At 40.9% G+C, this 19,592-nt stretch carries 26 protein-coding genes; 13 read left to right on the forward strand and 13 right to left on the reverse strand.

Annotated elements, in window-relative coordinates:
• Positions 1-158: 158 nt before the first annotated feature.
• Positions 159-236, forward strand: a complete 78-nt coding sequence (locus tag MKX71_RS13285) for a YjcZ family sporulation protein (RefSeq protein ID WP_072175780.1) — start codon at positions 159-161, stop codon at positions 234-236.
• Between the two features lie 286 nt (positions 237-522).
• Here the strand turns inward: MKX71_RS13285 and MKX71_RS13290 are convergent, their stop codons facing one another.
• The 3 genes from MKX71_RS13290 to sigZ form a co-directional block, all read right to left on the reverse strand.
• Complete coding sequence (locus MKX71_RS13290; protein WP_339231202.1) at positions 523-684, reverse strand: hypothetical protein; 162 nt, start codon at positions 682-684, stop codon at positions 523-525.
• Between the two features lie 59 nt (positions 685-743).
• Positions 744-1,502, reverse strand: a complete 759-nt coding sequence (locus tag MKX71_RS13295; RefSeq protein WP_069322792.1) for a metal-binding protein ZinT — start codon at positions 1,500-1,502, stop codon at positions 744-746.
• Between the two features lie 133 nt (positions 1,503-1,635).
• A complete protein-coding gene (sigZ, locus tag MKX71_RS13300; protein ID WP_021480181.1) occupies positions 1,636-2,166 on the reverse strand; it encodes an RNA polymerase sigma factor SigZ in 531 nt (176 codons plus the stop codon).
• Between the two features lie 134 nt (positions 2,167-2,300).
• On the opposite strand from sigZ, the gene MKX71_RS13305 reads away from it, so the two are divergent.
• Positions 2,301-3,281 carry an aldo/keto reductase gene (locus tag MKX71_RS13305; protein ID WP_033883000.1) on the forward strand — a complete coding sequence of 327 codons (981 nt, stop codon included), beginning with the start codon at positions 2,301-2,303 and terminating at the stop codon, positions 3,279-3,281.
• A gap of 274 nt (positions 3,282-3,555) precedes the next feature.
• On the opposite strand, the gene MKX71_RS13310 is transcribed toward MKX71_RS13305, so the two are convergent.
• Entirely contained in the window at positions 3,556-4,872 is a 1,317-nt protein-coding gene (locus tag MKX71_RS13310) for a citrate:proton symporter (RefSeq protein WP_033882988.1), read from the reverse strand.
• A gap of 114 nt (positions 4,873-4,986) precedes the next feature.
• Complete coding sequence (locus MKX71_RS13315) at positions 4,987-5,856, reverse strand: LysR family transcriptional regulator (protein WP_015251604.1); 870 nt, start codon at positions 5,854-5,856, stop codon at positions 4,987-4,989.
• Between the two features lie 144 nt (positions 5,857-6,000).
• On the opposite strand from MKX71_RS13315, the gene MKX71_RS13320 reads away from it, so the two are divergent.
• Complete coding sequence (locus tag MKX71_RS13320; RefSeq protein ID WP_019712533.1) at positions 6,001-7,104, forward strand: 2-methylaconitate cis-trans isomerase PrpF family protein; 1,104 nt, start codon at positions 6,001-6,003, stop codon at positions 7,102-7,104.
• Between the two features lie 272 nt (positions 7,105-7,376).
• Here the strand turns inward: MKX71_RS13320 and csn are convergent, their stop codons facing one another.
• Positions 7,377-8,210, reverse strand: coding sequence for a chitosanase (gene csn / locus MKX71_RS13325; protein WP_003229851.1), 834 nt, complete (start codon positions 8,208-8,210; stop codon positions 7,377-7,379).
• A gap of 442 nt (positions 8,211-8,652) precedes the next feature.
• Between csn and MKX71_RS13330 the strand changes: the two genes are divergently transcribed.
• On the forward strand, positions 8,653-8,916 hold the full coding sequence (locus MKX71_RS13330) for a CD3324 family protein (RefSeq protein WP_003229850.1): 264 nt from the start codon (positions 8,653-8,655) through the stop codon (positions 8,914-8,916).
• A gap of 136 nt (positions 8,917-9,052) precedes the next feature.
• Positions 9,053-9,868 carry an alpha/beta hydrolase gene (locus MKX71_RS13335; RefSeq protein ID WP_317680575.1) on the forward strand — a complete coding sequence of 272 codons (816 nt, stop codon included), beginning with the start codon at positions 9,053-9,055 and terminating at the stop codon, positions 9,866-9,868.
• A 407-nt stretch (positions 9,869-10,275) separates the two neighbouring features.
• On the opposite strand, the gene MKX71_RS13340 is transcribed toward MKX71_RS13335, so the two are convergent.
• The 4 genes from MKX71_RS13340 to MKX71_RS13355 form a co-directional block, all read right to left on the reverse strand.
• Complete coding sequence (locus tag MKX71_RS13340; protein ID WP_014664754.1) at positions 10,276-10,632, reverse strand: SH3 domain-containing protein; 357 nt, start codon at positions 10,630-10,632, stop codon at positions 10,276-10,278.
• A gap of 52 nt (positions 10,633-10,684) precedes the next feature.
• Positions 10,685-11,044, reverse strand: coding sequence for an SH3 domain-containing protein (locus MKX71_RS13345; RefSeq protein WP_004399021.1), 360 nt, complete (start codon positions 11,042-11,044; stop codon positions 10,685-10,687).
• 263 nt (positions 11,045-11,307) lie between these two features.
• On the reverse strand, positions 11,308-11,409 hold the full coding sequence (locus tag MKX71_RS13350) for a hypothetical protein (protein ID WP_339231205.1): 102 nt from the start codon (positions 11,407-11,409) through the stop codon (positions 11,308-11,310).
• Between the two features lie 144 nt (positions 11,410-11,553).
• Positions 11,554-11,940: a VOC family protein gene (locus tag MKX71_RS13355; protein WP_015251599.1), complete on the reverse strand. Its 387-nt coding sequence runs from the start codon at positions 11,938-11,940 to the stop codon at positions 11,554-11,556.
• Between the two features lie 274 nt (positions 11,941-12,214).
• Between MKX71_RS13355 and MKX71_RS13360 the strand changes: the two genes are divergently transcribed.
• Genes MKX71_RS13360 through MKX71_RS13380 form a run of 5 tightly spaced genes read left to right on the forward strand, consistent with a single transcriptional unit; the run spans position 12,215 to position 14,532 of the window.
• Entirely contained in the window at positions 12,215-12,460 is a 246-nt protein-coding gene (locus MKX71_RS13360) for a hypothetical protein (protein WP_014477469.1), read from the forward strand.
• A gap of 17 nt (positions 12,461-12,477) precedes the next feature.
• Positions 12,478-12,846, forward strand: coding sequence for a spore coat protein (locus tag MKX71_RS13365; RefSeq protein ID WP_014477470.1), 369 nt, complete (start codon positions 12,478-12,480; stop codon positions 12,844-12,846).
• Positions 12,847-12,864: 18 nt separating this feature from the next.
• The gene (locus MKX71_RS13370) at positions 12,865-14,001 is read left to right on the forward strand and encodes a zinc-dependent alcohol dehydrogenase (RefSeq protein WP_003229843.1); all 1,137 of its coding nucleotides are present in this window, start codon (positions 12,865-12,867) and stop codon (positions 13,999-14,001) included.
• Positions 14,002-14,019: 18 nt separating this feature from the next.
• Positions 14,020-14,217 carry a hypothetical protein gene (locus MKX71_RS13375; RefSeq protein ID WP_014480384.1) on the forward strand — a complete coding sequence of 66 codons (198 nt, stop codon included), beginning with the start codon at positions 14,020-14,022 and terminating at the stop codon, positions 14,215-14,217.
• A 15-nt stretch (positions 14,218-14,232) separates the two neighbouring features.
• The gene (locus MKX71_RS13380) at positions 14,233-14,532 is read left to right on the forward strand and encodes a spore coat protein (RefSeq protein ID WP_339231206.1); all 300 of its coding nucleotides are present in this window, start codon (positions 14,233-14,235) and stop codon (positions 14,530-14,532) included.
• 255 nt (positions 14,533-14,787) lie between these two features.
• Here MKX71_RS13380 and adhR read toward each other — a convergent pair whose 3' ends face one another.
• The gene (adhR, locus tag MKX71_RS13385) at positions 14,788-15,210 is read right to left on the reverse strand and encodes an aldehyde stress transcriptional regulator AdhR (protein ID WP_004398725.1); all 423 of its coding nucleotides are present in this window, start codon (positions 15,208-15,210) and stop codon (positions 14,788-14,790) included.
• A 182-nt stretch (positions 15,211-15,392) separates the two neighbouring features.
• On the opposite strand from adhR, the gene MKX71_RS13390 reads away from it, so the two are divergent.
• The 3 genes from MKX71_RS13390 to yraA all read left to right on the forward strand — a co-directional run bounded on the left by MKX71_RS13390 (position 15,393) and on the right by yraA (position 17,407).
• The gene (locus MKX71_RS13390; RefSeq protein WP_003229839.1) at positions 15,393-15,587 is read left to right on the forward strand and encodes a carboxymuconolactone decarboxylase; all 195 of its coding nucleotides are present in this window, start codon (positions 15,393-15,395) and stop codon (positions 15,585-15,587) included.
• Positions 15,588-15,717: 130 nt separating this feature from the next.
• Positions 15,718-16,767: a formaldehyde dehydrogenase AdhA gene (adhA, locus tag MKX71_RS13395; protein WP_019712532.1), complete on the forward strand. Its 1,050-nt coding sequence runs from the start codon at positions 15,718-15,720 to the stop codon at positions 16,765-16,767.
• Between the two features lie 130 nt (positions 16,768-16,897).
• On the forward strand, positions 16,898-17,407 hold the full coding sequence (yraA, locus tag MKX71_RS13400) for a cysteine protease YraA (protein ID WP_003229836.1): 510 nt from the start codon (positions 16,898-16,900) through the stop codon (positions 17,405-17,407).
• Positions 17,408-17,448: 41 nt separating this feature from the next.
• On the opposite strand, the gene sacC is transcribed toward yraA, so the two are convergent.
• Together sacC and MKX71_RS13410 are read right to left on the reverse strand one after the other, a co-directional pair.
• Positions 17,449-19,458, reverse strand: a complete 2,010-nt coding sequence (gene sacC / locus MKX71_RS13405; protein ID WP_223257627.1) for a levanase — start codon at positions 19,456-19,458, stop codon at positions 17,449-17,451.
• Complete coding sequence (locus MKX71_RS13410) at positions 19,391-19,558, reverse strand: hypothetical protein (protein WP_119123072.1); 168 nt, start codon at positions 19,556-19,558, stop codon at positions 19,391-19,393. Before MKX71_RS13410 ends, sacC begins: the two co-directional genes overlap by 68 nt.
• Positions 19,559-19,592: the final 34 nt, after the last annotated feature.

A 19,592-nucleotide genomic window follows, 5' to 3' on the forward strand; every position in this document is an offset into this window, starting at 1 on the left:
CGGATTCATTCCAAAATCATAAGTATGATCCAATAACCAATAAAGATCAGTTAGCAGTCCAGCCTTAAAAATATTTTTACATCAATTAAACTAGCATCACTATCGAATAAGCTCGATCTGCATATCATGTACTATCCTCTTTTAAGGAAGGTGATGTTATGAGGTCATTTCCATTAATCGTAGTTCTATTCATCCTATTAATCATCGTTGGGACATCTTTCTTTGGTGGCTATTAAGAACACACCTTACCTCATATCCATCAGACGCCATAAGAAATCTTTATGGCGTCTGTTTTTTATTAGATTTAAACAAAACCATTAAAGTGGGCCATGCAAACACACCTATGGAGATTACTGCCACGACTTCTTTGTGAGGGAAATATTCTTCCCTTTATGGACTATTGTCGATCAAAAGAGAAAGTTGAAATGCATTTTTATGGTGAGATGAATCGAGGCTTAGACATATAAAAAACCGCAAAGCTTTCTTGAAGAAGCTTTGCGGTTTTTGGGTCTCTTCTTTGCTTCATATAAGCCAATAGATTTCAAGCGTAATCCACTGCCATACATCCAATGATTTTTTATTTTGAAATAGGTTTCTTCTACTCTTCATGTGAGATGACTCAAGGTATGTCACGTCACAATAATATGGCGGATACTGAATGGTCTCAATCAGTTTTTTCCCCATTCTATCAATTCTCCACAGAAAAAATGGCTATGGCAGAACAACTTTCATAGAGTAATCATCTAATGAGCCATCATCTCATGGGCAATATCGTGTCCATCCATTTTTGACGGGTAGTAGGTAGGCCAGTTTTTGACTTCATCAAGTAAAGCTTCACGGTCGTCCCCCCAATAGAGATGGTAATGACTAGCTTTAGTCGGGTAAATACTATGATCACTAAACTGAATATACTGAGGCAGCCCTTCTGCTTTTTTAGCTAGTTTGAATATGTATCTTACCCCTCTATTGCCCGCATCATAGGTTAGAATTTCGTATCCGTCATACGTATACTTACCAGAATATTCTTTTCCATTTTTGAAGAACGTTACAGTATCTTTCTGGATTACAATACGGTCAACATCTGTTTGATAGCCCTTTTTATAATACTCTTTATATTCTTCAGCTGTCTTGCCGCCTTCGTGTTCTGATTTATATGAAAACACTTCGTCAAGAGTACCATCTTGCAGGTATGGATATACAGATTGCCAATCTCCTTCCCAATCAGAAAGTAAGCGATCCTTTACTTGGCTGTTTTTAAAATAGCCTTCATATATTTTTTCTGTTGCTTCATCATGCGCATGACTATGATCGTGAGAATGTTCGTGTATATGCCTGTCAGATGTTTGCTCTTGCGTTTTGGAAGAGTCTTCTTCAACTGCTGAGGAGGATGATGTTGTTTTATTAGACTCACCTGCAGAAGAACCGGAAGTCTGACATCCTGCCAAAACTAGTAATGAACCAATCGTTAATATGCCTAGCCGCTTTGAAAATAAAATGTTCATTCCAACACTCCTTTTTTATTAAATCGGAAACGTTACGATTTATATTATACATACATCTCTTGCAAACATCAAAGGGAAAATGCTCTTCATGCGGATGGCCTATTTTAAAGGAATAACTGACTTTGTTCATCAGTTATTCCTTTAAAATACGAAAGTCTACGATATTTCCATATCGATCCGCTTCAATATGACAGCACCCCTCAAGCAGCTGTTTTAATTTTCTCCGTCCGCGTTGTACCCTTGATTTTGCTCCCGAGTAAGAAATGCCGAGCTTTTCACTCAACTCTTTTTGTGATAACCCCTGGAATTCAGTTAACTCGAGCGCCTCTCGATACTTTTCAGGCAACCGTTTGATGGTCGATCGAATACACACAGTTGCTTCCTTGGTGAAATTTTCTTCCTCTGCACTGTCATTAAAATGTAGAACATCAGGCAATATTTCGCTTGTTTTTTTTGTACGGTAAAAATCAATAATTGTATTTCTAGTGATCCGATAAATCCAGCTGTCGATCTTTTGTTCATCGATCAGATTTGGAAGATGTACTTGTATTTTCATAAATACGATTTGCAAGAGGTCATCAACGATAGATTGATCGTTAACCCTATGTGAAATATATGTTTTTAACGGCTGATGAAATTGATCCCATAGATCCTCTATATTCATTTGAAAAAACCTCCTATAATTTTGCGTCTGCTTTACATTTGCTTCGTCTTTTTAATCGTAACAAAGAGCAAACAATTGTTGAATCAATTGTATTGCAGCTGTTGCCAAAAATAATGATAAAGGAGAGGTTTGTTGTGGAGTATACCTATTTAGGGAGAACAGGATTGCGGGTGAGCCGTTTATGTTTAGGCACGATGAATTTTGGAGTTGATACAGACGAAAAGACTGCGTTCCGTATCATGGATGAAGCGCTTGATAACGGCATTCAATTTTTTGATACTGCCAATATTTACGGCTGGGGCAAAAACGCAGGATTGACAGAGAGCATCATTGGAAAATGGTTTGCACAAGGAGGACAGCGCCGCGAGAAAGTTGTTCTGGCGACAAAAGTATATGAACCGATTTCTGATCCGAATGACGGACCAAATGATATGAGGGGCTTGTCTCTATACAAAATCAGACGTCATCTGGAAGGATCACTGAAGCGGCTTCAGACAGATCATATCGAATTGTACCAAATGCATCATATCGATAGGCGGACACCGTGGGATGAGATATGGGAGGCTTTTGAGACTCAGGTTCGCTCCGGCAAAGTAGACTATATTGGATCCAGTAATTTTGCAGGCTGGCATTTAGTTAAAGCGCAAGCTGAAGCTGAAAAACGGCGATTCATGGGACTCGTCACTGAACAGCATAAGTATAGTTTATTAGAACGAACAGCTGAAATGGAAGTGCTGCCGGCTGCACGGGATCTTGGTTTAGGAGTAGTGGCGTGGAGTCCCCTTGCAGGAGGGCTTCTTGGCGGGAAGGCATTGAAAAGCAATGCCGGAACTCGTACAGCAAAAAGAGCAGATTTAATTGAAAAACATCGTTTGCAACTCGAGAAATTTTCAGATTTATGCAAAGAACTAGGAGAGAAAGAAGCAAATGTGGCTTTGGCATGGGTGCTGGCAAATCCAGTTTTAACTGCGCCGATCATCGGACCACGAACGGTTGAGCAGCTGCGTGATACGATAAAAGCCGTTGAAATCAGTCTGGATAAGGAGATTCTCTGCATGTTAAATGATATCTTTCCCGGACCTGGAGGAGAGACACCTGAGGCATACGCCTGGTGATACATTCATTACTCAATACTGACATTTTTCTTAAATATTTATACTGAACTATCATATTAAGAAAGACAAGAGCATGTTTGTCTCTTGTCTTTTCCACATCGTGCTGAAATGCTGGCTAAACATCGACAAAAATGCTGCCGCTTCTAAAAAAGAACCCTAAACAATAGAGTAACTGGAGAGACAACTGGCTTGATCAGCTTGGGACCCCTTTCAGCTGTATTTAAATCAATCAAACTAATGATTCATTGGCAGTCTAAATATTATTATTGTTTCTTTACAAAATAGTAATAGCCCCTGTAATGATTGCTAACAACGTAATAACTAATGATGTAATTACAGCCCACTTAACGGCAAACCTTTGAAATGACCCCAAGTCCATTTTAAGCATGTTTACTAGCAATACTGTTGACGCAACCAATGGACTCATCAGATGAACCGGCTGCCCCATTATAGAAGCCCTTGCAATTTCTACTGGTTCTATACCATATGCTGAGGCAGCTTCTGCAAAGATAGGTACCATACCAAAGTAATATGCATCATTTGATAAAACAAAAGTAAACGGAATACTAGTGAGTGCTACAATAACGGGGAAAAACCCTCCCATTGATGAGGGAATAACGGATATTAATGATCCTGCTATGGCATCCACCATCTTTGTCCCGGATAATATACCAGCAAATACTCCTGCTGAAAATACCAATAATACTACAGTTATGGCATTACCAGAATGCTCGGCGATTCGCTCCTTCTGCATTTTTACATTCGGATAATTTATAGTAAGGGCAAGAACAAAACCAATTAAAAATAAAACTGACGGATGCTTAGTTCCAAGCACAATAAACACCATGATACTTATAACGAGGAATAAATTAAGATATATTAAGCGTGGCCTTTTCAATTGCTCGCTCTCCAAACTAGCAGCCATATAAGATTGAGAGCTGTCCTTTGTTATATGTCTAGGCTCTAATTGAACGATGCCTATTCGATTCCTCTCTTTCCTTCCCATTAGAAAAGCCAGAAATATCACACAAGCAATACCTCCAAGCATGGTCGGAAGTAATGGCACAAAAAAATCTGAAGGATCCAAACCCAGCACTGAAATCGCTCTTGTAGCTGGTCCGCCCCATGGAGTCATTCCGCTAACGATACTCAACGACAGCATTGCTAATGTCGCCATAACCATGGGATTCATACCAATTCTTTTATACAAAGGTAACATTGCTGAGACTGTTATCATATAGGTTGTTGTACCGTCCCCATCTAAAGCGATAAGCATTGCCAAGACGGCAGACCCTATCGCTATTTTCACAGGGTCTCCCTTTACTATAGATAAAATTTTTTCTATTAGCGGATCAAATAAACCTGCATCAATTAAAATTCCGAAAAAAAGAATAGCAAACAATAGCAATGCCGCTGAACTTGCAACTGTTTGAATTCCTTCTAAAATCATGTCGCCAATACCCTTACCAAAACCTCCAATAAGAGCAAAAACAATGGGAGTGATGGTCAAGGCAACAATAGGCGAGACTTTCTTTGTCATTATTAATATTGTAAAAACAGTTACCATCGAAAAACCTAAAATAGTAAGCATATTACACCTCCAAGAATGCGCTTTCAAATGACTTTTGATTAACATATCTTATACGGTGTAATAAGTTAAATAAATATTTTTTTACTGTGTTTCAAAAAAAATTCTATCATAACTTTAAATGGTTACCATTTGTTCACCCTTTAAAAAATCAATGAATGCTTTAACGAGTTTGATTCCTAATGATTTTTGATCGTACATTAGCCAAGTATCTCTCATTAGAGGCTTACCCTTAGCATTATACAGTTCCATTGTGTACAAATGATCAGATTCCTGCAGGCAAATTTCTGGTGCTATGGAGTAACCAAGACCATGCTTTACCATCTCTTTGCAAGTCTCTTGTCGATCCACTTCCATTGCAATAATGGGGGCTTGTTTTAGATTCGTATGCATCCAATCTTCTATAATCGTTTTTAAAGAAGCATCCGTTTTATATTTGATAAAAGGTAAAAAAGGAAGCTGCTCTATCGTTATTGGTTTTTTTGAGATGATATGTAATTTTTCCCGTGTCAGCCGTTCCTCCACCCCTTTCCAGCGATGGCTTCCTCTCAGTATACCGACTTGTACAATACCAGCATCTAATAATTTCATGACATCTGTGCTCCAGCCTGTTTGTACACTATATTGGACATTAGGATACATAGTGGAAAATTCCCTTAATAACTTAGGGAGCTTATATTGAGCGAAATTGCTTGATACCCCCAGCCTTAGATGTCCTTGCACCTCTTTGCTTAGATTAGAGATATGATCTTTGGTATCTTGAAGTTCCTGTAGCATTCTTCTTGCATAAGCAACCAAGTGTTCTCCTTCCGCAGTAAAGGTAATTCCTTTATGCCTTTTGGTGAATAATTCAATTCCGAAAATCTCCTCAATCTTATTCAACCGATAAGTGATGGAAGGCTGTGATGTAAATAATCGTTCTGCTGTTTTTGTTACACTTTGTTCTTCGTGAAGAATTTTCAATAAAATCCAATCTTTCTCATCCATTTTCATCTTCCTTTCTAGTCCTTCTTTCACAATTATAAAAGTTTTTTTATCGAATATTAAGAAAACTTATATTTTATTTTTATTTTTTTACCTTCTACACTAAAAAACATAAAAAATACTACCTTTAAGATGAGGATGATGACGATGGTCAAGACGAATGTAACAATCATGAGAGGCGGAACAAGCAAAGGCGTTTTTTTCCACGAATCAGCCATGCCTAACAATAAAAACGAATGGGAGCCCTTTTTGCTTGATGTCATGGGAAGTCCTGATAAAAGACAAATAGATGGTTTGGGTGGCGGTAATTCCCTTACTAGTAAAGTGGCAATAATAAAGAAAGCATATACTTCGGATATTGATGTTCACTATACTTTCGGTCAAGTCAGCATTTCAGAAGAAAAAGTGGACTTTAAAGGGAACTGCGGAAATATCTCCGCTGCTGTTGGTCCATTTGCTATCGAAGAAGGACTTGTAAAAGCGACAGAACCAATGACTGCGGTAAGGATCCTGAATACCAATACGAATAAAATGATCATTGCGGAAGTAGAAGTGGAAGACGGTCAGGTCAAATATGACGGAGATGTTACGATATCTGGAGTACCTGGATCTGGATCTCCAATCTATTTAAACTTTCATGATGCCGCTGGTTCAGTTACCGGTCATTTATTGCCTACTGGAAATAGTTCGGAGTTTTTAGATACAAGTCAAGGCCAAATAGAGGTGTCTATTATCGACTATGCAAATCCATTAGTTTTTGTGGAAGCGAGCAGTATCGGCCTGGATGGAACGGAACTTGCAGAAGAATTTACTGATCTACAGTTGGCTCAATTTGAAGAATTAAGATCCATTGCGGCAGAGAAATGCGGCTTTGCCAGTCGATTTTCAGCTACAAAGTTATCGCCGGCTGTCCCCAAACTGGCTATAGTAGCAAAACCAGAGAAATATAAAGATAGTACAGGTGCTTGGCATTCAAGCGTTGAGATGGACTTACACATCAGGATGATGTCCATGCAAAAGCCACATCAAGCACTGGCTGTCACTGGAGCGATATGTACAACAAGAGCCCTTTCAGTGGAAGGTGCAATCCCTGCAAGAATAGCAAAAAACCACTCTACAAAGGTTCGGCTAGCTCATTCTTCTGGTATTATTGAAACAATGGTGGAGCCCACTGGTATAAAGATCGTCCGTACCGCACGACGTATTATGGACGGAACAGTTTATACGCATGGAGACTATCAAATGATGTAGATGGACTGTGCAAAAAGCCTCCCCCCTTTCCATCGTTAATAGATGGATTGAATGCGCCTTCTTGCACAGATCCATTGTAATCTTGCATGGCTTTAAAAAAGCCTCTATATTGTTTTTTATGAAATCGCCAAGGTCCTTTCATGTATCTGCCTCAAGCATGACATAATCATTATAGAGAAAATTGAATACTTTTTACTGCAAATAAAAAGATACCAACATCATTGGTATCTTTTAGATTGAGTTCATCTGCAGCGGTTTCTTTTCCTCACTGCTTATTTGATTACAAAATTACCGTACTCGTTTGAACGAACATGAATCGGTCCGTTTAGATTATAGTTGTTCTCCTTGGCGATAGAGCGAAGCACGTCCACACGGGCAACTGATTCTCTCCATTCGTCACGGGTGTCATGATTGGCCGGATTCATCAGATCGTCATAGCGTACGTCCAAGAATTTATTCAACCACTTCTTCTCGTCTATTCCGTCTTTAGGTGATCCGCCCGCTTTTTTGTTCGTACGTTTAATCAAGGCATAAAAAGAGTCAGGGTCATCACCATCGCCATGCTGAATAACCGTATCGTACATCACAGCTCTTGCCAATGCTGTTTTTAGTCCGGCATTATCCGATCGTTTCATGGCAGGCTGATAATACAAATGGTCATTTACTTTGTCTTGAGCGGCGCGAAATTCCTTATCATTTGCAAGCGACTTCCAGGCAGAAGCGAATCCCTTGAGATTGCTTGTATCATCGCTTTCTTCCTTGGCCAGACGGCGCAATTCAGGCAGATACTTTTTCAGTTTGTTATTCGGAACTGCCTTTGTGTATACTTCCACTACTTCCAATGCATCCCCGGTAGCCGTTGTAAAGCCTGCCCGTCCGCATGTATAGCCTCGCCCGTCATCCAATCGCTCTACATATCCATATTGGATCTCCGTTGTGCCGTTTTCAAAGATACTTGTCAGCTGTTCCGCCCGGCGCTTTTGATCTTTATTCAGTCCCGCCGCAAAAACCGTTTCGCTCATCATCAGGGTAAAAAACATGGTGAAAACAAGTAATGAGATCGCTGCTTTTTTCCAAAAATCTGCTTTTTGCATACTGATTTTCATTTCACTTCCCCTTTCTAAATATTGTAAATACAGACTCAGTATACATGAAGAAACTGCCCTATTGTTGAAAATACATCAATTTGTCAATATTTTGAATCTAAAGTAATATAGCTTGAATCTTACTCTATTCATTGCCAATCAGCCTTAGCCCCTCTCACTGGGAAGGTCCCTTGATTTTCATACTGCTTCAACTTTCATTAACAAGATGCCATAAGGCTTTACTCTATTTTATAATGGAAGTGATCATCGAAAATCGTTAGGGAGGTGATGTAATGGCAAGCAAGATGAGAATGCCAGATTCCGCAACGTCCCATGCAAAGCCTACTATTGGGAAGGCGATACTTTGCATGGGGTAGACTTTCTAAAAGATCGCCCAAGTAAGCTTTTCTGATATAGTGGCTTTGCACCTTATTTGACATAAAAAAATAAGGAGCTGGCAGAAATGGCATATGTAAAAGCAACCGCTATTTTACCTGAAAAGCTGATATCGGAAATTCAAAAGTATGTTCAAGGAAAAACAATATATATCCCTAAACCTGAATCCTCTCATCAAAAATGGGGTGCGTGTTCAGGAACAAGAAAGCTGATCGATGACAGAAACGCTTCTATTAAAAAAGCATTTAAAAACGGCAAAACCATTCATCAATTATCTGATGAATATCACCTCTCTATTGAAACAATAAAAAAAATTGTCTACTCTAAATAAACAAAACGGAAGCACTGATAAAAAATAATCAGTGCTTTTTATATGGCGAGTTTGTTTCTTAGTTATTTCCTGCATATGATACCATTGGCCAATTGTGTAAAGTTAAGGGAGATGAGAAGAAAGGAAGGTCCTACAAATGACGATAAACAATGGAACGTTGCAAGTACCCGGCGCGAACATCCACTATCAGGTGCGTGGCTCAGGTCCCATCATTCTTTTGGTCCACGGCGGAGGCGGTGATGCCGACAAGTTCCATCATGTTGCCAATCATCTGGCTAACTGGTACACGGTTGTTACTTATGATCGCCGCGGCCATTCCCGCAGCAATCTCGCCAATCAGATTGAGGATTACCGTGTGGAAACACACAGTGACGATGCTCACCGTCTTCTAGCCAAAATCACCAATAAGCCGGCATACGTATTTGGAAGCAGCTCCGGGGCTGTTATCGGGCTTGATCTGTGCATACGCCATCCCGAACAAGTACATGTCATGATCCCACACGAACCAATCTTATTGCAGCTTCTGCATGGAAATGAGCTGAAACAAGCCGAGCAATTTATGGAAGACCTTAAGGAAAATCATCGAAGTGAAGTCATTAAGTTAATGTCAAGATTAGAGACAGACGAACAATCAAAGGCTGTGCTGACAAAGCGGCTTCTCGGCAATTCAACGTATTTCACTGAGTATGAAATTCAAGGAATTCTCAACTATACATTAGATATCGAAGCTTTAAAAACTGTGTTTACATCTTCACCGATGAAGATACTCCCAGCTGGCGGAAGTGCTTCTCGGGAGCTTTTTCCTTATCGTTGCGCGAACGCCCTAGCGGAACAATTGGAAACAGAATGGGTTGAATTCCCCGGAAATCATACGGGGTACACAATGTACCATAAAGAATTTTCTGAGAGGTTACACGACATGTTAGAAAAAGAAAAGAAACATACGTGTTAAGGATTGATTAAAATTTTCAAAATAGGACAGGTAAAACTAACTATGGAATTGGAGAAGATTTCACGAAGCGTAAAAAGAACTTTTCACTAACGAGAACGCAATGTGAGATGTTTAACCAAAGTGATATTAGGGATTTCATCGAAAAATAGGTTTGTACATTACGTTCTCCTATTGATTATTTCCTATTTTAATTCCGTATTTTATACCATTAGATACAACTCTAAAGCGGCTCGTTATTTTGTCCTCAACAACAACCAGTGTCTAACATCATGAATCTCTTTTGAAAATTACCACAAATGCAGGTATGGAAGACTTCATCGCAGCAAAAACCATACCAACTATTGTTGTTGGTATGGTTCGTCCTAGATTGGCCCTTAAGAAGAGATTCTATTGTACGGAGTATTTAACTAATTGCATTTGTAACCGACAGGGCCGTCTGAGCCTGTATACACATATGTGTCAGACACATATCCAATATTCACGATCCCCCGGGAATCTTTCCACTGGATTTGGTCCCAGATATTACTCGTTCCATACTTCCCTGTAACAGTCGTTCCATAAGCGTAACAATAATAAGGAACACGGGAGCCGCTCGGAATGGAAAGCATAATAGGATAATTTGTACCAGGACCGCTGCGCATATTGACAGGCGCACCGCTGCTTGTTGAGACAGTAAAGTACTGAACGGCAAGTGCCTGACTGGAAAAAATAAATAATGATGCAATCATAACGGTTAACATACTCAGCATTTTCAGTTTAGTCAATGTCATCCCTCTTTCTTCAATTCCTTCATTTTAAAAAACGATAGAACATAGGCTACCAGCTGCATTTAGGAACAACCGGACCGTCTGAGCCTGTATACATATATGTATCAGAGACAAATCCAGGAACGATCTCCCCGCTGGCAAGCGTCCGCTCTGTGTAATTCCAAATATTACTCGTTCCATACTTTCCAGTTACAGTTGTACCGGTTTTGTAGCAATAGATCGGGATGCGGGTTCCGCTCGGAATGGTCGTTACAATTCCCCAACTTGTACCTGGGCCGCTGCGCATATTGACAGGAGCACCGCTGCTTGTTGAAACCGTATAATACTGAGCTGCAAGTGCATGGCTAGAAAAAATGAACACAGATGCAATCATCACCGTTAGCATACTTAGCCTCTTTAGCTTATTCACCTTATACCCTCCCCTTATAAATGCCGTACGTTTGACTTTCTTACATCCAGTTAAGGATTTACTTTCAGATACCATGCCCCCTCCCCTCCCATATATTTATCAATGTACCATAAACTAGATCTTTCAAAAGTGGAATTATTCCTATGTTTTCGACAATTAAGGATACAAAATAAATGGTAGTCAGGCTTGATATTGATGGTGTGTTACATTTGGCATTTGTCCAGTCGGTAATCACGATTGACAATCAGGAAAAAGGACATGGATCAAGCGGTTTCGTGTCCACCAATTAACTCAATCAGTGTACTTCTGCCTTGTATCCACGCTTCTTCTCGATTCATAGATACTCTACCTTTTTCACCAATCAAAAACGGACACCAAACAAATCAGCGTAAATGCTGCAAGTTCAGTGTCCGCAACCTATTATGACTTTGCTTTCTTTTACCAGGGCGTATAAAAATGATTAGGTACGTTATCAAACGTTATATTCTATGATTTTGCGAGTCGAAAAATCATAACATTTTATATATTTCAATCAGATTATGATCTGGATCTCTGAAGTGAGCAACTCGGGCACTCCATTCCTTGCGATCATGCGGTTTATTTACACATTTAACTCCTTTTTCGTGTAAATCGTCATATGTTTTATCAACATCTTCTACCTTAAACTGAAGCAAAAATTTTGATTGAGCTTCTCCTTCCAACGATTTTTTTTCCTCTCCAACGATTTCAGCCATCGTTTCACGAGATAAAAGCTCTATTTTCGTTTCCCCATTATCAAAGAGTGCATATTCCATTTCATTCTCTAACCAACTTATTGGAAGTCCTAATGAATCTTTGTAAAACTCCACGCTTTTCTTAAAATCATTCACCAACAGTCTAATTTGTAACAGCTTCATATCGAGTGCCTCCTATAAAACCATACTTTTTACTGGTCATCCAATTTAATGATACAAAAGGAAACCTGACAGCACTATGTCAAGTTTCCATAAATAAATTTCCATACTTCACCTTTATTTCAGATTTAAGTGCAGTTTATTCCATGTCATAAGAAATGTACGCTAACGAGCAAAAACAGCGATTCTTAAAACAAAAAATGATACCGAGTGTATTTTCTGTATGCTTCAACTTCATTTCGGGAAATGTAACGTTGATAAAGGAGGTTACATCAATATGGATCATCAAACATTGGCAGCTCACGAGGCTGTTGACTTACATGAAATCGTGAACTTTAAAACACTTTGTATAGCGAAATCAAAGTTAATGCAAGGACTTGTGTTTGACCAAGAACTGAAGGACTTGATGCAAAAAGATGTACAGCAATCCATTCAAGACCTTACTGAATTACAAGCGGTTTATGAGCGTGCCTCATTTCAGGCCCCTGTCCCTCAAAGCCGCCCAACGCCAATCATCAATTGAAAGGAAGGTAAGCCTCTTTGAATAATGATCATTTAGACCCCATTAATTCGCTGAATGTGCCTGAACTAGCAGACACTACATTCGCGATGGATTTTCTTATACGAGCTAAGGAAGGCGTAAGGAATACTGCTGTAGCTTTGACAGAAACCGCTTCACCAGATGTAAGAGCCTTGCTGCGGAAACAGCTGATGCAAGGAATTAGAATGCACCAAGAGATTACGGAACTGATGATCAGCAAAAAATGGTTCCATCCATATGAGCTGAGCGAACAGTATAAGCTGGATCAGCTCTCTGCAAAAAACACGATCATGGTTGGCAATATGAACCTCTTTCCTGATGAAACAAATCGTAAAGGGATGTTTGACCGGACACCTGATGAACACTAACACTGGAGGTTTTACAGCATGAAGGCAGTAACGTATCAAGGCATTAAAAATGTTGTTGTCAAAGATGTCCCCGATCCAAAGATTGAAAAATCCGATGACATGATTATCAAAGTCACCAGTACAGCCATTTGCGGATCAGATTTACATTTAATCCATGGATTCATTCCGAATATGCAAGAAGACTATGTCATCGGCCATGAACCGATGGGAATCGTCGAAGAAGTTGGTTCTGGGGTGACTAAACTAAAAAAGGGAGATCGGGTAATTATTCCCTTTAATATAGCATGCGGGGAATGCTTTTTTTGTAAAAACCAGCTGGAAAGCCAATGTGATCAGTCTAATGACAATGGGGAAATGGGTGCTTATTTCGGCTATTCAGGGCAAACTGGCGGTTATCCAGGCGGGCAAGCTGAATATTTAAGAGTGCCGTTTGCGAATTTTACCCATTTTAAAATCCCTGAATCTTGTGAGGAACCCGATGAGAAATTAAGCGTGATTGCCGATGCCATGACCACCGGCTTTTGGAGTGTGGATAATGCCGGCGTAAAAAAAGGCGATACAGTTATCGTTCTCGGCTGCGGACCAGTCGGCCTGTTTGCTCAAAAGTTTTGTTGGCTAAAAGGCGCAAAACGAGTCATAGCAGTTGACTATGTAAACTATCGCTTACAGCATGCGAAACGTACAAACAAAGTAGAAATCGTTAATTTTGAAGACCATGAGAATACAGGGAATTATTTAAAGGAAATCACGAAAGGCGGAGCGGATGTAGTCATTGACGCTGTTGGGATGGATGGTAAAATGAGCGATCTCGAGTTCCTTGCCAGCGGCTTAAAGCTTCATGGCGGAACAATGAGTGCATTGGTCATTGCTTCCCAAGCTGTTCGCAAAGGAGGAACCATACAAATTACAGGTGTGTATGGAGGCAGATATAACGGTTTTCCGTTAGGAGATATTATGCAGCGAAACGTCAATATACGCTCTGGACAGGCTCCAGTGATCCACTATATGCCGTACATGTTTGAACTAGTATCGACAGGCAAAATTGATCCGGGAGATGTTGTCAGCCATGTCCTGCCGCTTAGTGAAGCCAAGCATGGCTATGACATTTTTGATTCAAAAATGGATGATTGTATCAAAGTTGTGTTAAAGCCTTAAAAAACGGAGGTTACAGAAATGGAATACGCCTTACACGAAGTGCTTGAGGTTCAGGAAATGACTGCATTTAAGACACTTTGTTTGACGAAATCTAAAACAATGAAAGCACTGGTATCTGATCCGAAGCTGAAAGAAATCATGCAGCAAGATGTTGATATCACCACACGCCAGTTGCAGGAATTTGCCTCTATTTTATCTAATGCAAAGCACGAATGAGGAGATGAATAAATCATGAATCCTATCATAGAATATCTGACTGGCATGAATGTTCTAACAGACCAAATCATTGCTATGGACTTATTAATTTCAGCAAAGAACGGAGTCAGAAATTATGCGATGGCAGCCACTGAAGCCGGAACACCTGAAGTAAAAGAGGTCCTTATCCGCCATTTGGAAGAAGCACTCGATATGCACGAACAACTCTCAAACTTTATGATGGAAAAAGGCTGGTACCATCCTTGGAACCCTGACGAACAAGTCAAGCTGAATTTAAAAAATATTGATACAGCCATTCAATTGCCAACCCTTTAACATACAATGACTGATTTGCTGAGGAACAGTATTGATTGGCCACAACTGTTCCTCAGCTTCAAGTTGAATCGCCATGAGCACTGTTTTTTCGGGCTTAACCCGCTTTTCCCCATCTGATCTCCGATAATGTTTGCAAATTCTCCAATCCAAATAAGGAATCGTAACCACCTCTTTTTATGCGATCTCTTGATGGAGAAAACAGGCCAGAAACAAAATCCTTCGTTTTTGACCTGCCCTCTTCACACGCAAAGAATGCTACCTTCTTTGCTCCACTGATCCGTGAAGACTTTCCGTTTTAGGCCTGCTTTTGAGCTTTGCCTCATTTTCACGCAATTTCCCATCATAATCTTTAATTTTTGTGTCTAATCTCTTAATTGTTTCATCAATTTCTTTCCGCTTCTCTATCAGCCGCTGTCGTTCGTCAGCCAGGATATTTTTTCGAGCTTCTACCGTACGGTCACCTTCGGTAAATAATGTTGTATATTCAATTAGCGCTTCTATCGATAGTCCCGCATTTCGCATGCATTTAATGAATTCAATCCATTTGATATCTTCTTCATCATAGTCGCGAATGCCGCTGTCTTTTCGTTTTACAGGCGGGATTAATCCTACACGTTCGTAATATCGGAGTGTTGCGGCTGTCAGGCCAAACTGCTTTGCCACCTGAGCAATATTCATGATCTTCACCTCTCTATCCTGTATGTTGTGAAGGTAACACTTAAAGTTAACTTTAAGTCAAGCTCAAAACAAGTGGTTAGCTGCTGAATCTGGGTTTATATATTCGGGACTTGCCTTAAAGCACACTTTAAACTCTATACTTCTCCATGCACTAAAAACAGTGTAGTTGGAGGGATTGCTGAATGGCAAATAAACACACTGCCGGAAGAGAACAATTAGGAGAATTTGCGCCAAAGTTTGCTGAACTTCATGATGATGTTCTATTCGGTGACATTTGGGCAAGAGAAGAAGAACTTTCATCCCGGGATCGCAGCATGATTACAGTTTCTGCATTAATTACTGACTGTTTCTCAGCTTATAAATCAGGTTCATTTTAAATGGTTTTTTTAAAAAACCCTTGCCTTAAAGCAGACTTTAAGGTTTATCGTTATGTTGAAGACACCATAAAACATAAATAAGTGCATGTTTTTATTTACAACACTTATGATGAAGAAAGGATAGGTTCGTATGTGTAATCAACATCAAACCCGTGTATTAAGCGTGTCACATGCAAAAGCCAAATTTGAACAAACGACGATTGAGCGAAGAGGATTACGGCCGCACGATGTCTTAATCGATATTAAATTCAGCGGCATTTGCCATTCAGACATTCATAGCGCTTTTGATGAATGGGGCGGTGGCATCTTCCCAATGGTGCCTGGACATGAAATAGCCGGTGTTGTAACAGCCGTTGGAACAAAAGTCACCAAGTTGGCTGTCGGGGACCGCGTTGGTGTCGGCTGTTTTGTTGACTCTTGCGGAGAATGCGAATACTGTCTCAACGCAGAGGAACAATTCTGCACGAAGGGTGTTGTTCAAACGTATAACTCAGTAGACTACGACGGAAACCCCACTTATGGCGGGTACAGCCAAAAAATCGTTGTCACTGACAGATTTGTTGTTCGCATACCAGATCGTTTGGAAATGGATGTTGCCAGTCCGCTGTTGTGTGCAGGTATCACAACGTATTCCCCGCTGAAACACTGGAATGTTGGCCCTGGTAAAAAGGTTGCGATTGTAGGCGTAGGTGGCCTTGGACATTTGGCAATTCAATTTGCACATGCGATGGGTGCAGAAGTAACCGTCCTGAGCCGTTCCATGAATAAGAAAGAGGAAGCTCTGGAACTCGGTGCAAATCATTACTTTGCAACAAGTGACCCAGCCACATTCACTGCATTGGCCGGGCGTTTTGACGTGATCTTAAATACGGTATCGGCAAATCTCGATGTAGATGCCTATTTATCAATGCTTCGTATAGACGGGACACTTGTAAACGTTGGAGCTCCTGCCAAGCCGGACACATACAGTGTGTTTTCCCTAATCATGGGGCGCCGCAGCATTGCAGGTTCTCTAGTCGGCGGAATTCAAGAAACTCAAGAGATGCTGGATTTCGCAGCTGAGCATGGCATCGAACCTAAAATCGAAGTCATCGGAGCTGACCAAGTGGACGAGGCATACGAACGTATCCTCCGAAGCGATGTCCGTTATCGATTTGTGATTGATATTTCCACATTGTAATAGGTTAGTCCTTATATGGGCTGCCGCTTTTATTGAAACTCACGAAAAATGATCTCTTTAAGCAAATATTTTGAAGGCCGGTCAATCTTCCTGTTATTCTATGAATAGAGAGTTATTAGGAGGGTTTTTTATGAGCAAAAAAATTGCAGTTCTTGTTACAGACCAATTCGAAGACATCGAATATACAAGTCCGGTAAAAGCATACGAAGAAGCTGGCTACAGTGTTGTGGCTATCGATTTGGAAGCCGGCAAAGAAGTTACCGGTAAGCATGGCGAGAAAGTAAAGATTGACAAAGCCATCTCTGATGTGGATGCAAGTGACTTTGATGCACTTTTAATTCCTGGGGGATTCTCTCCGGATTTGCTTCGTGCAGATGACCGTCCGGGTGAATTCGCAAAAGCATTTGTCGAAAACAAAAAACCTGTTTTCGCAATTTGCCACGGCCCGCAAGTACTGATTGATACGGATCTTCTAAAAGGCAAAGATATCACAGGCTACCGCAGCATCCGCAAAGATTTAATCAATGCCGGTGCAAACTACAAAGATGCAGAAGTAGTCGTCAGCCACAACATTGTCACAAGCAGAACACCTGATGATTTGGAAGCATTTAACCGCGAATCTTTAAACTTGTTAAAATAACAAGAAGGCACAGACTGTTCGGGTCTGTGCCTTTTTTAAAATTAAGACTCCTTCGTTACATTCTGAAAGACAGCAGTCGCGTCCCACACATTCAAGCCAAATTGGCCTTCTGAAAATACGGAATCATGTGCATCAATCACAAGACGATCATCTAAATAGATTTTAAAGCGATCGCCCTCGGCCTCTGTTTTCAGATGATACTTTTTATTAACGTCTATCGGTGTTTTGTATTCAGCAATGACAGAAGCAGCACCGTTCTCAAATTTAAAGAATTTCACTAGGTCATGCTTCGCATCCACATTGGCAAGGTAACCGTTTTTGGCATCTTTGTCAGAGCGAAACATTAGTGCTCCTGCCCCTCTTCCGTTTCCATCCTTAATGGTGATATCAGATTCATAAGTGAAGTCTGACCCGGATGCTGAAGACAAGATAAAGGAATCGCCGTCCGACCTCCCTTGTTTCCCCTCAATTGTGTCTGCCCACGTGCCATTTACAGTCGTCCAGCCAGTCATATTGGACATAAAAGGTGTCGTTCCCCATACCTTTTTTAAAGGGTGTATCGTTAAAGATTTTACCTTTACACCGCCATTTGCAGCATATAATTCAAGCCCTTTGCTTGATCGGTCTGGGAGAATAATATCCGTTATGACCTGCTTTCCGTCATTCCCAAATACTTCAACCGAGGAGCGGTCAACAAAAATGCGCAACTTAACCTTCCCATTTACCGGCTTCAACGGGGCTGTTTCTTTTCCGGTGTTAAAGGCCGGATTAAAGGTGTCGTTGCCTGACTCGCTCCGGTCAACGAACAATTTGGCGTTCCTTCGGTCATAGCCGACCTTCGTAAATTGATTTTCACCTGTTCGGACCTTAAAACCAAATTCAGCAGCTGAACCAGGGCTTACTTTAAATTCTGCATTTATTTCATAGGCATCTCCAGATTGCCCCGCTAACACATTATGACTTGCAGGCGATATGGTCAGATTCTTCCACTTCTTAGAGGTTCCGCGAATGGTTTCCAGCTCTTTCACCGGTGTTTGGACCACTCTAACCCCTTCGGTAAACGCTTTCAATTTTAACTCTCTTGGAATGGACGTTGCACTTCTCCATGGGGATGTCGGAACATCATTCGCATATTGCCAATTGCTCATCCACCCTAACCATAGCCGGCGGCTGTCTGTGGATGGAATATCAGACCAGGATACAGCCGCATAAAAGTCTCTGCCGTAATCCGTCCAGAGAACTTTGTTTGGCGGGTTTTCATTTTTAAAATGAGTTCCATCAAAGTCCCCTACAAAATATTGCATGCCTGATCCTCCCGAGACCGCTCCGTTTCCGACACTGACCTGCATGACCCATTTCTTTTGATTCGGATTGCCGTCTACCGGAAGCTCAAATAAATCCGGGCATTCCCATACTCCCCCGTGGCTTCCTTGATCCTGTCCAAATTCACTTGCATACGTCCACTGCTTCAGATTTTTTGATGTATAAATGAGGATTCGGTCACCGGCCGCAAGCACCATCACCCACTTTTTTTCTTTCTCATACCAAAAGACTTTTGGATCGCGAAAATCTTTTTTACCCGGGTTTGGAATGACAGGGTTGCCAGCGTACTTCGTCCATGTTCTTCCTTTGTCGTTGCTATAGGCAATACTTTGCACTTGATGGCCTTCCCGATCCTGTGTATAAATGGCCACAAGCGGCTTCTCTTTGCCTGTTTGAAAACCGCTTGTGTTATTTTTATCTACAACTGCGCTTCCAGAAAAGATCGTGCCTTTTTCATCCGGATACAGCGCAACAGGAAGGTGTTCCCATGTAACCAAATCTTTGCTGACGGCATGCCCCCAATGCATGGGCCCCCACTGAAGCCCGTATGGATGGTATTGATAGAACAAGTGATATTCCCCAGCATAATATACCATTCCGTTTGGGTCATTCATCCAGTTTGCCTCCGGTGTGAAGTGATATTGAGGACGGTAATCCTCATCATAGTAGCTTGAATCGGCTGCATCTGCCGAAAATGCCATAGTCAACAGCAGGGTGAACATGATCATGACTTGAATCAGTCTCTTTTTCATTTGTTCCTTCGCTCCTCTCTTCATGTTTGAACACTTTCAAGAGAGACTGCTGCGCAAGCTGGTCCGTTTCTGGCAATTCTCCTCTGTTTCACTGTTATCCGAATGATTTA

It is taken from the genome of Bacillus sp. FSL M8-0071, assembly GCF_037975455.1.
Classification (GTDB): domain Bacteria; phylum Bacillota; class Bacilli; order Bacillales; family Bacillaceae; genus Bacillus; species Bacillus subtilis.

Coding starts and splice junctions, on each gene's coding strand:
- MKX71_RS13295 (WP_069322792.1), bottom strand. CDS start 1,502: ATGAACATTTTATTTTCAAAGCGGCTAGGCATATTAACGATTGGTTCA.
- MKX71_RS13360 (WP_014477469.1), top strand. CDS start 12,215: ATGGATCATCAAACATTGGCAGCTCACGAGGCTGTTGACTTACATGAA.
- sigZ (WP_021480181.1), bottom strand. CDS start 2,166: ATGAATATAGAGGATCTATGGGATCAATTTCATCAGCCGTTAAAAACA.
- sacC (WP_223257627.1), bottom strand. CDS start 19,458: ATGATCATGTTCACCCTGCTGTTGACTATGGCATTTTCGGCAGATGCA.
- MKX71_RS13355 (WP_015251599.1), bottom strand. CDS start 11,940: ATGAAGCTGTTACAAATTAGACTGTTGGTGAATGATTTTAAGAAAAGC.
- MKX71_RS13310 (WP_033882988.1), bottom strand. CDS start 4,872: ATGCTTACTATTTTAGGTTTTTCGATGGTAACTGTTTTTACAATATTA.
- MKX71_RS13390 (WP_003229839.1), top strand. CDS start 15,393: ATGGCAAATAAACACACTGCCGGAAGAGAACAATTAGGAGAATTTGCG.
- csn (WP_003229851.1), bottom strand. CDS start 8,210: ATGAAAATCAGTATGCAAAAAGCAGATTTTTGGAAAAAAGCAGCGATC.
- MKX71_RS13335 (WP_317680575.1), top strand. CDS start 9,053: ATGACGATAAACAATGGAACGTTGCAAGTACCCGGCGCGAACATCCAC.
- MKX71_RS13290 (WP_339231202.1), bottom strand. CDS start 684: ATGGGGAAAAAACTGATTGAGACCATTCAGTATCCGCCATATTATTGT.
- MKX71_RS13380 (WP_339231206.1), top strand. CDS start 14,233: ATGAATCCTATCATAGAATATCTGACTGGCATGAATGTTCTAACAGAC.
- adhA (WP_019712532.1), top strand. CDS start 15,718: ATGTGTAATCAACATCAAACCCGTGTATTAAGCGTGTCACATGCAAAA.
- MKX71_RS13370 (WP_003229843.1), top strand. CDS start 12,865: ATGAAGGCAGTAACGTATCAAGGCATTAAAAATGTTGTTGTCAAAGAT.
- MKX71_RS13375 (WP_014480384.1), top strand. CDS start 14,020: ATGGAATACGCCTTACACGAAGTGCTTGAGGTTCAGGAAATGACTGCA.
- MKX71_RS13330 (WP_003229850.1), top strand. CDS start 8,653: ATGGCATATGTAAAAGCAACCGCTATTTTACCTGAAAAGCTGATATCG.
- MKX71_RS13320 (WP_019712533.1), top strand. CDS start 6,001: ATGGTCAAGACGAATGTAACAATCATGAGAGGCGGAACAAGCAAAGGC.
- MKX71_RS13285 (WP_072175780.1), top strand. CDS start 159: ATGAGGTCATTTCCATTAATCGTAGTTCTATTCATCCTATTAATCATC.
- MKX71_RS13315 (WP_015251604.1), bottom strand. CDS start 5,856: ATGGATGAGAAAGATTGGATTTTATTGAAAATTCTTCACGAAGAACAA.
- adhR (WP_004398725.1), bottom strand. CDS start 15,210: ATGAATATTGCTCAGGTGGCAAAGCAGTTTGGCCTGACAGCCGCAACA.
- yraA (WP_003229836.1), top strand. CDS start 16,898: ATGAGCAAAAAAATTGCAGTTCTTGTTACAGACCAATTCGAAGACATC.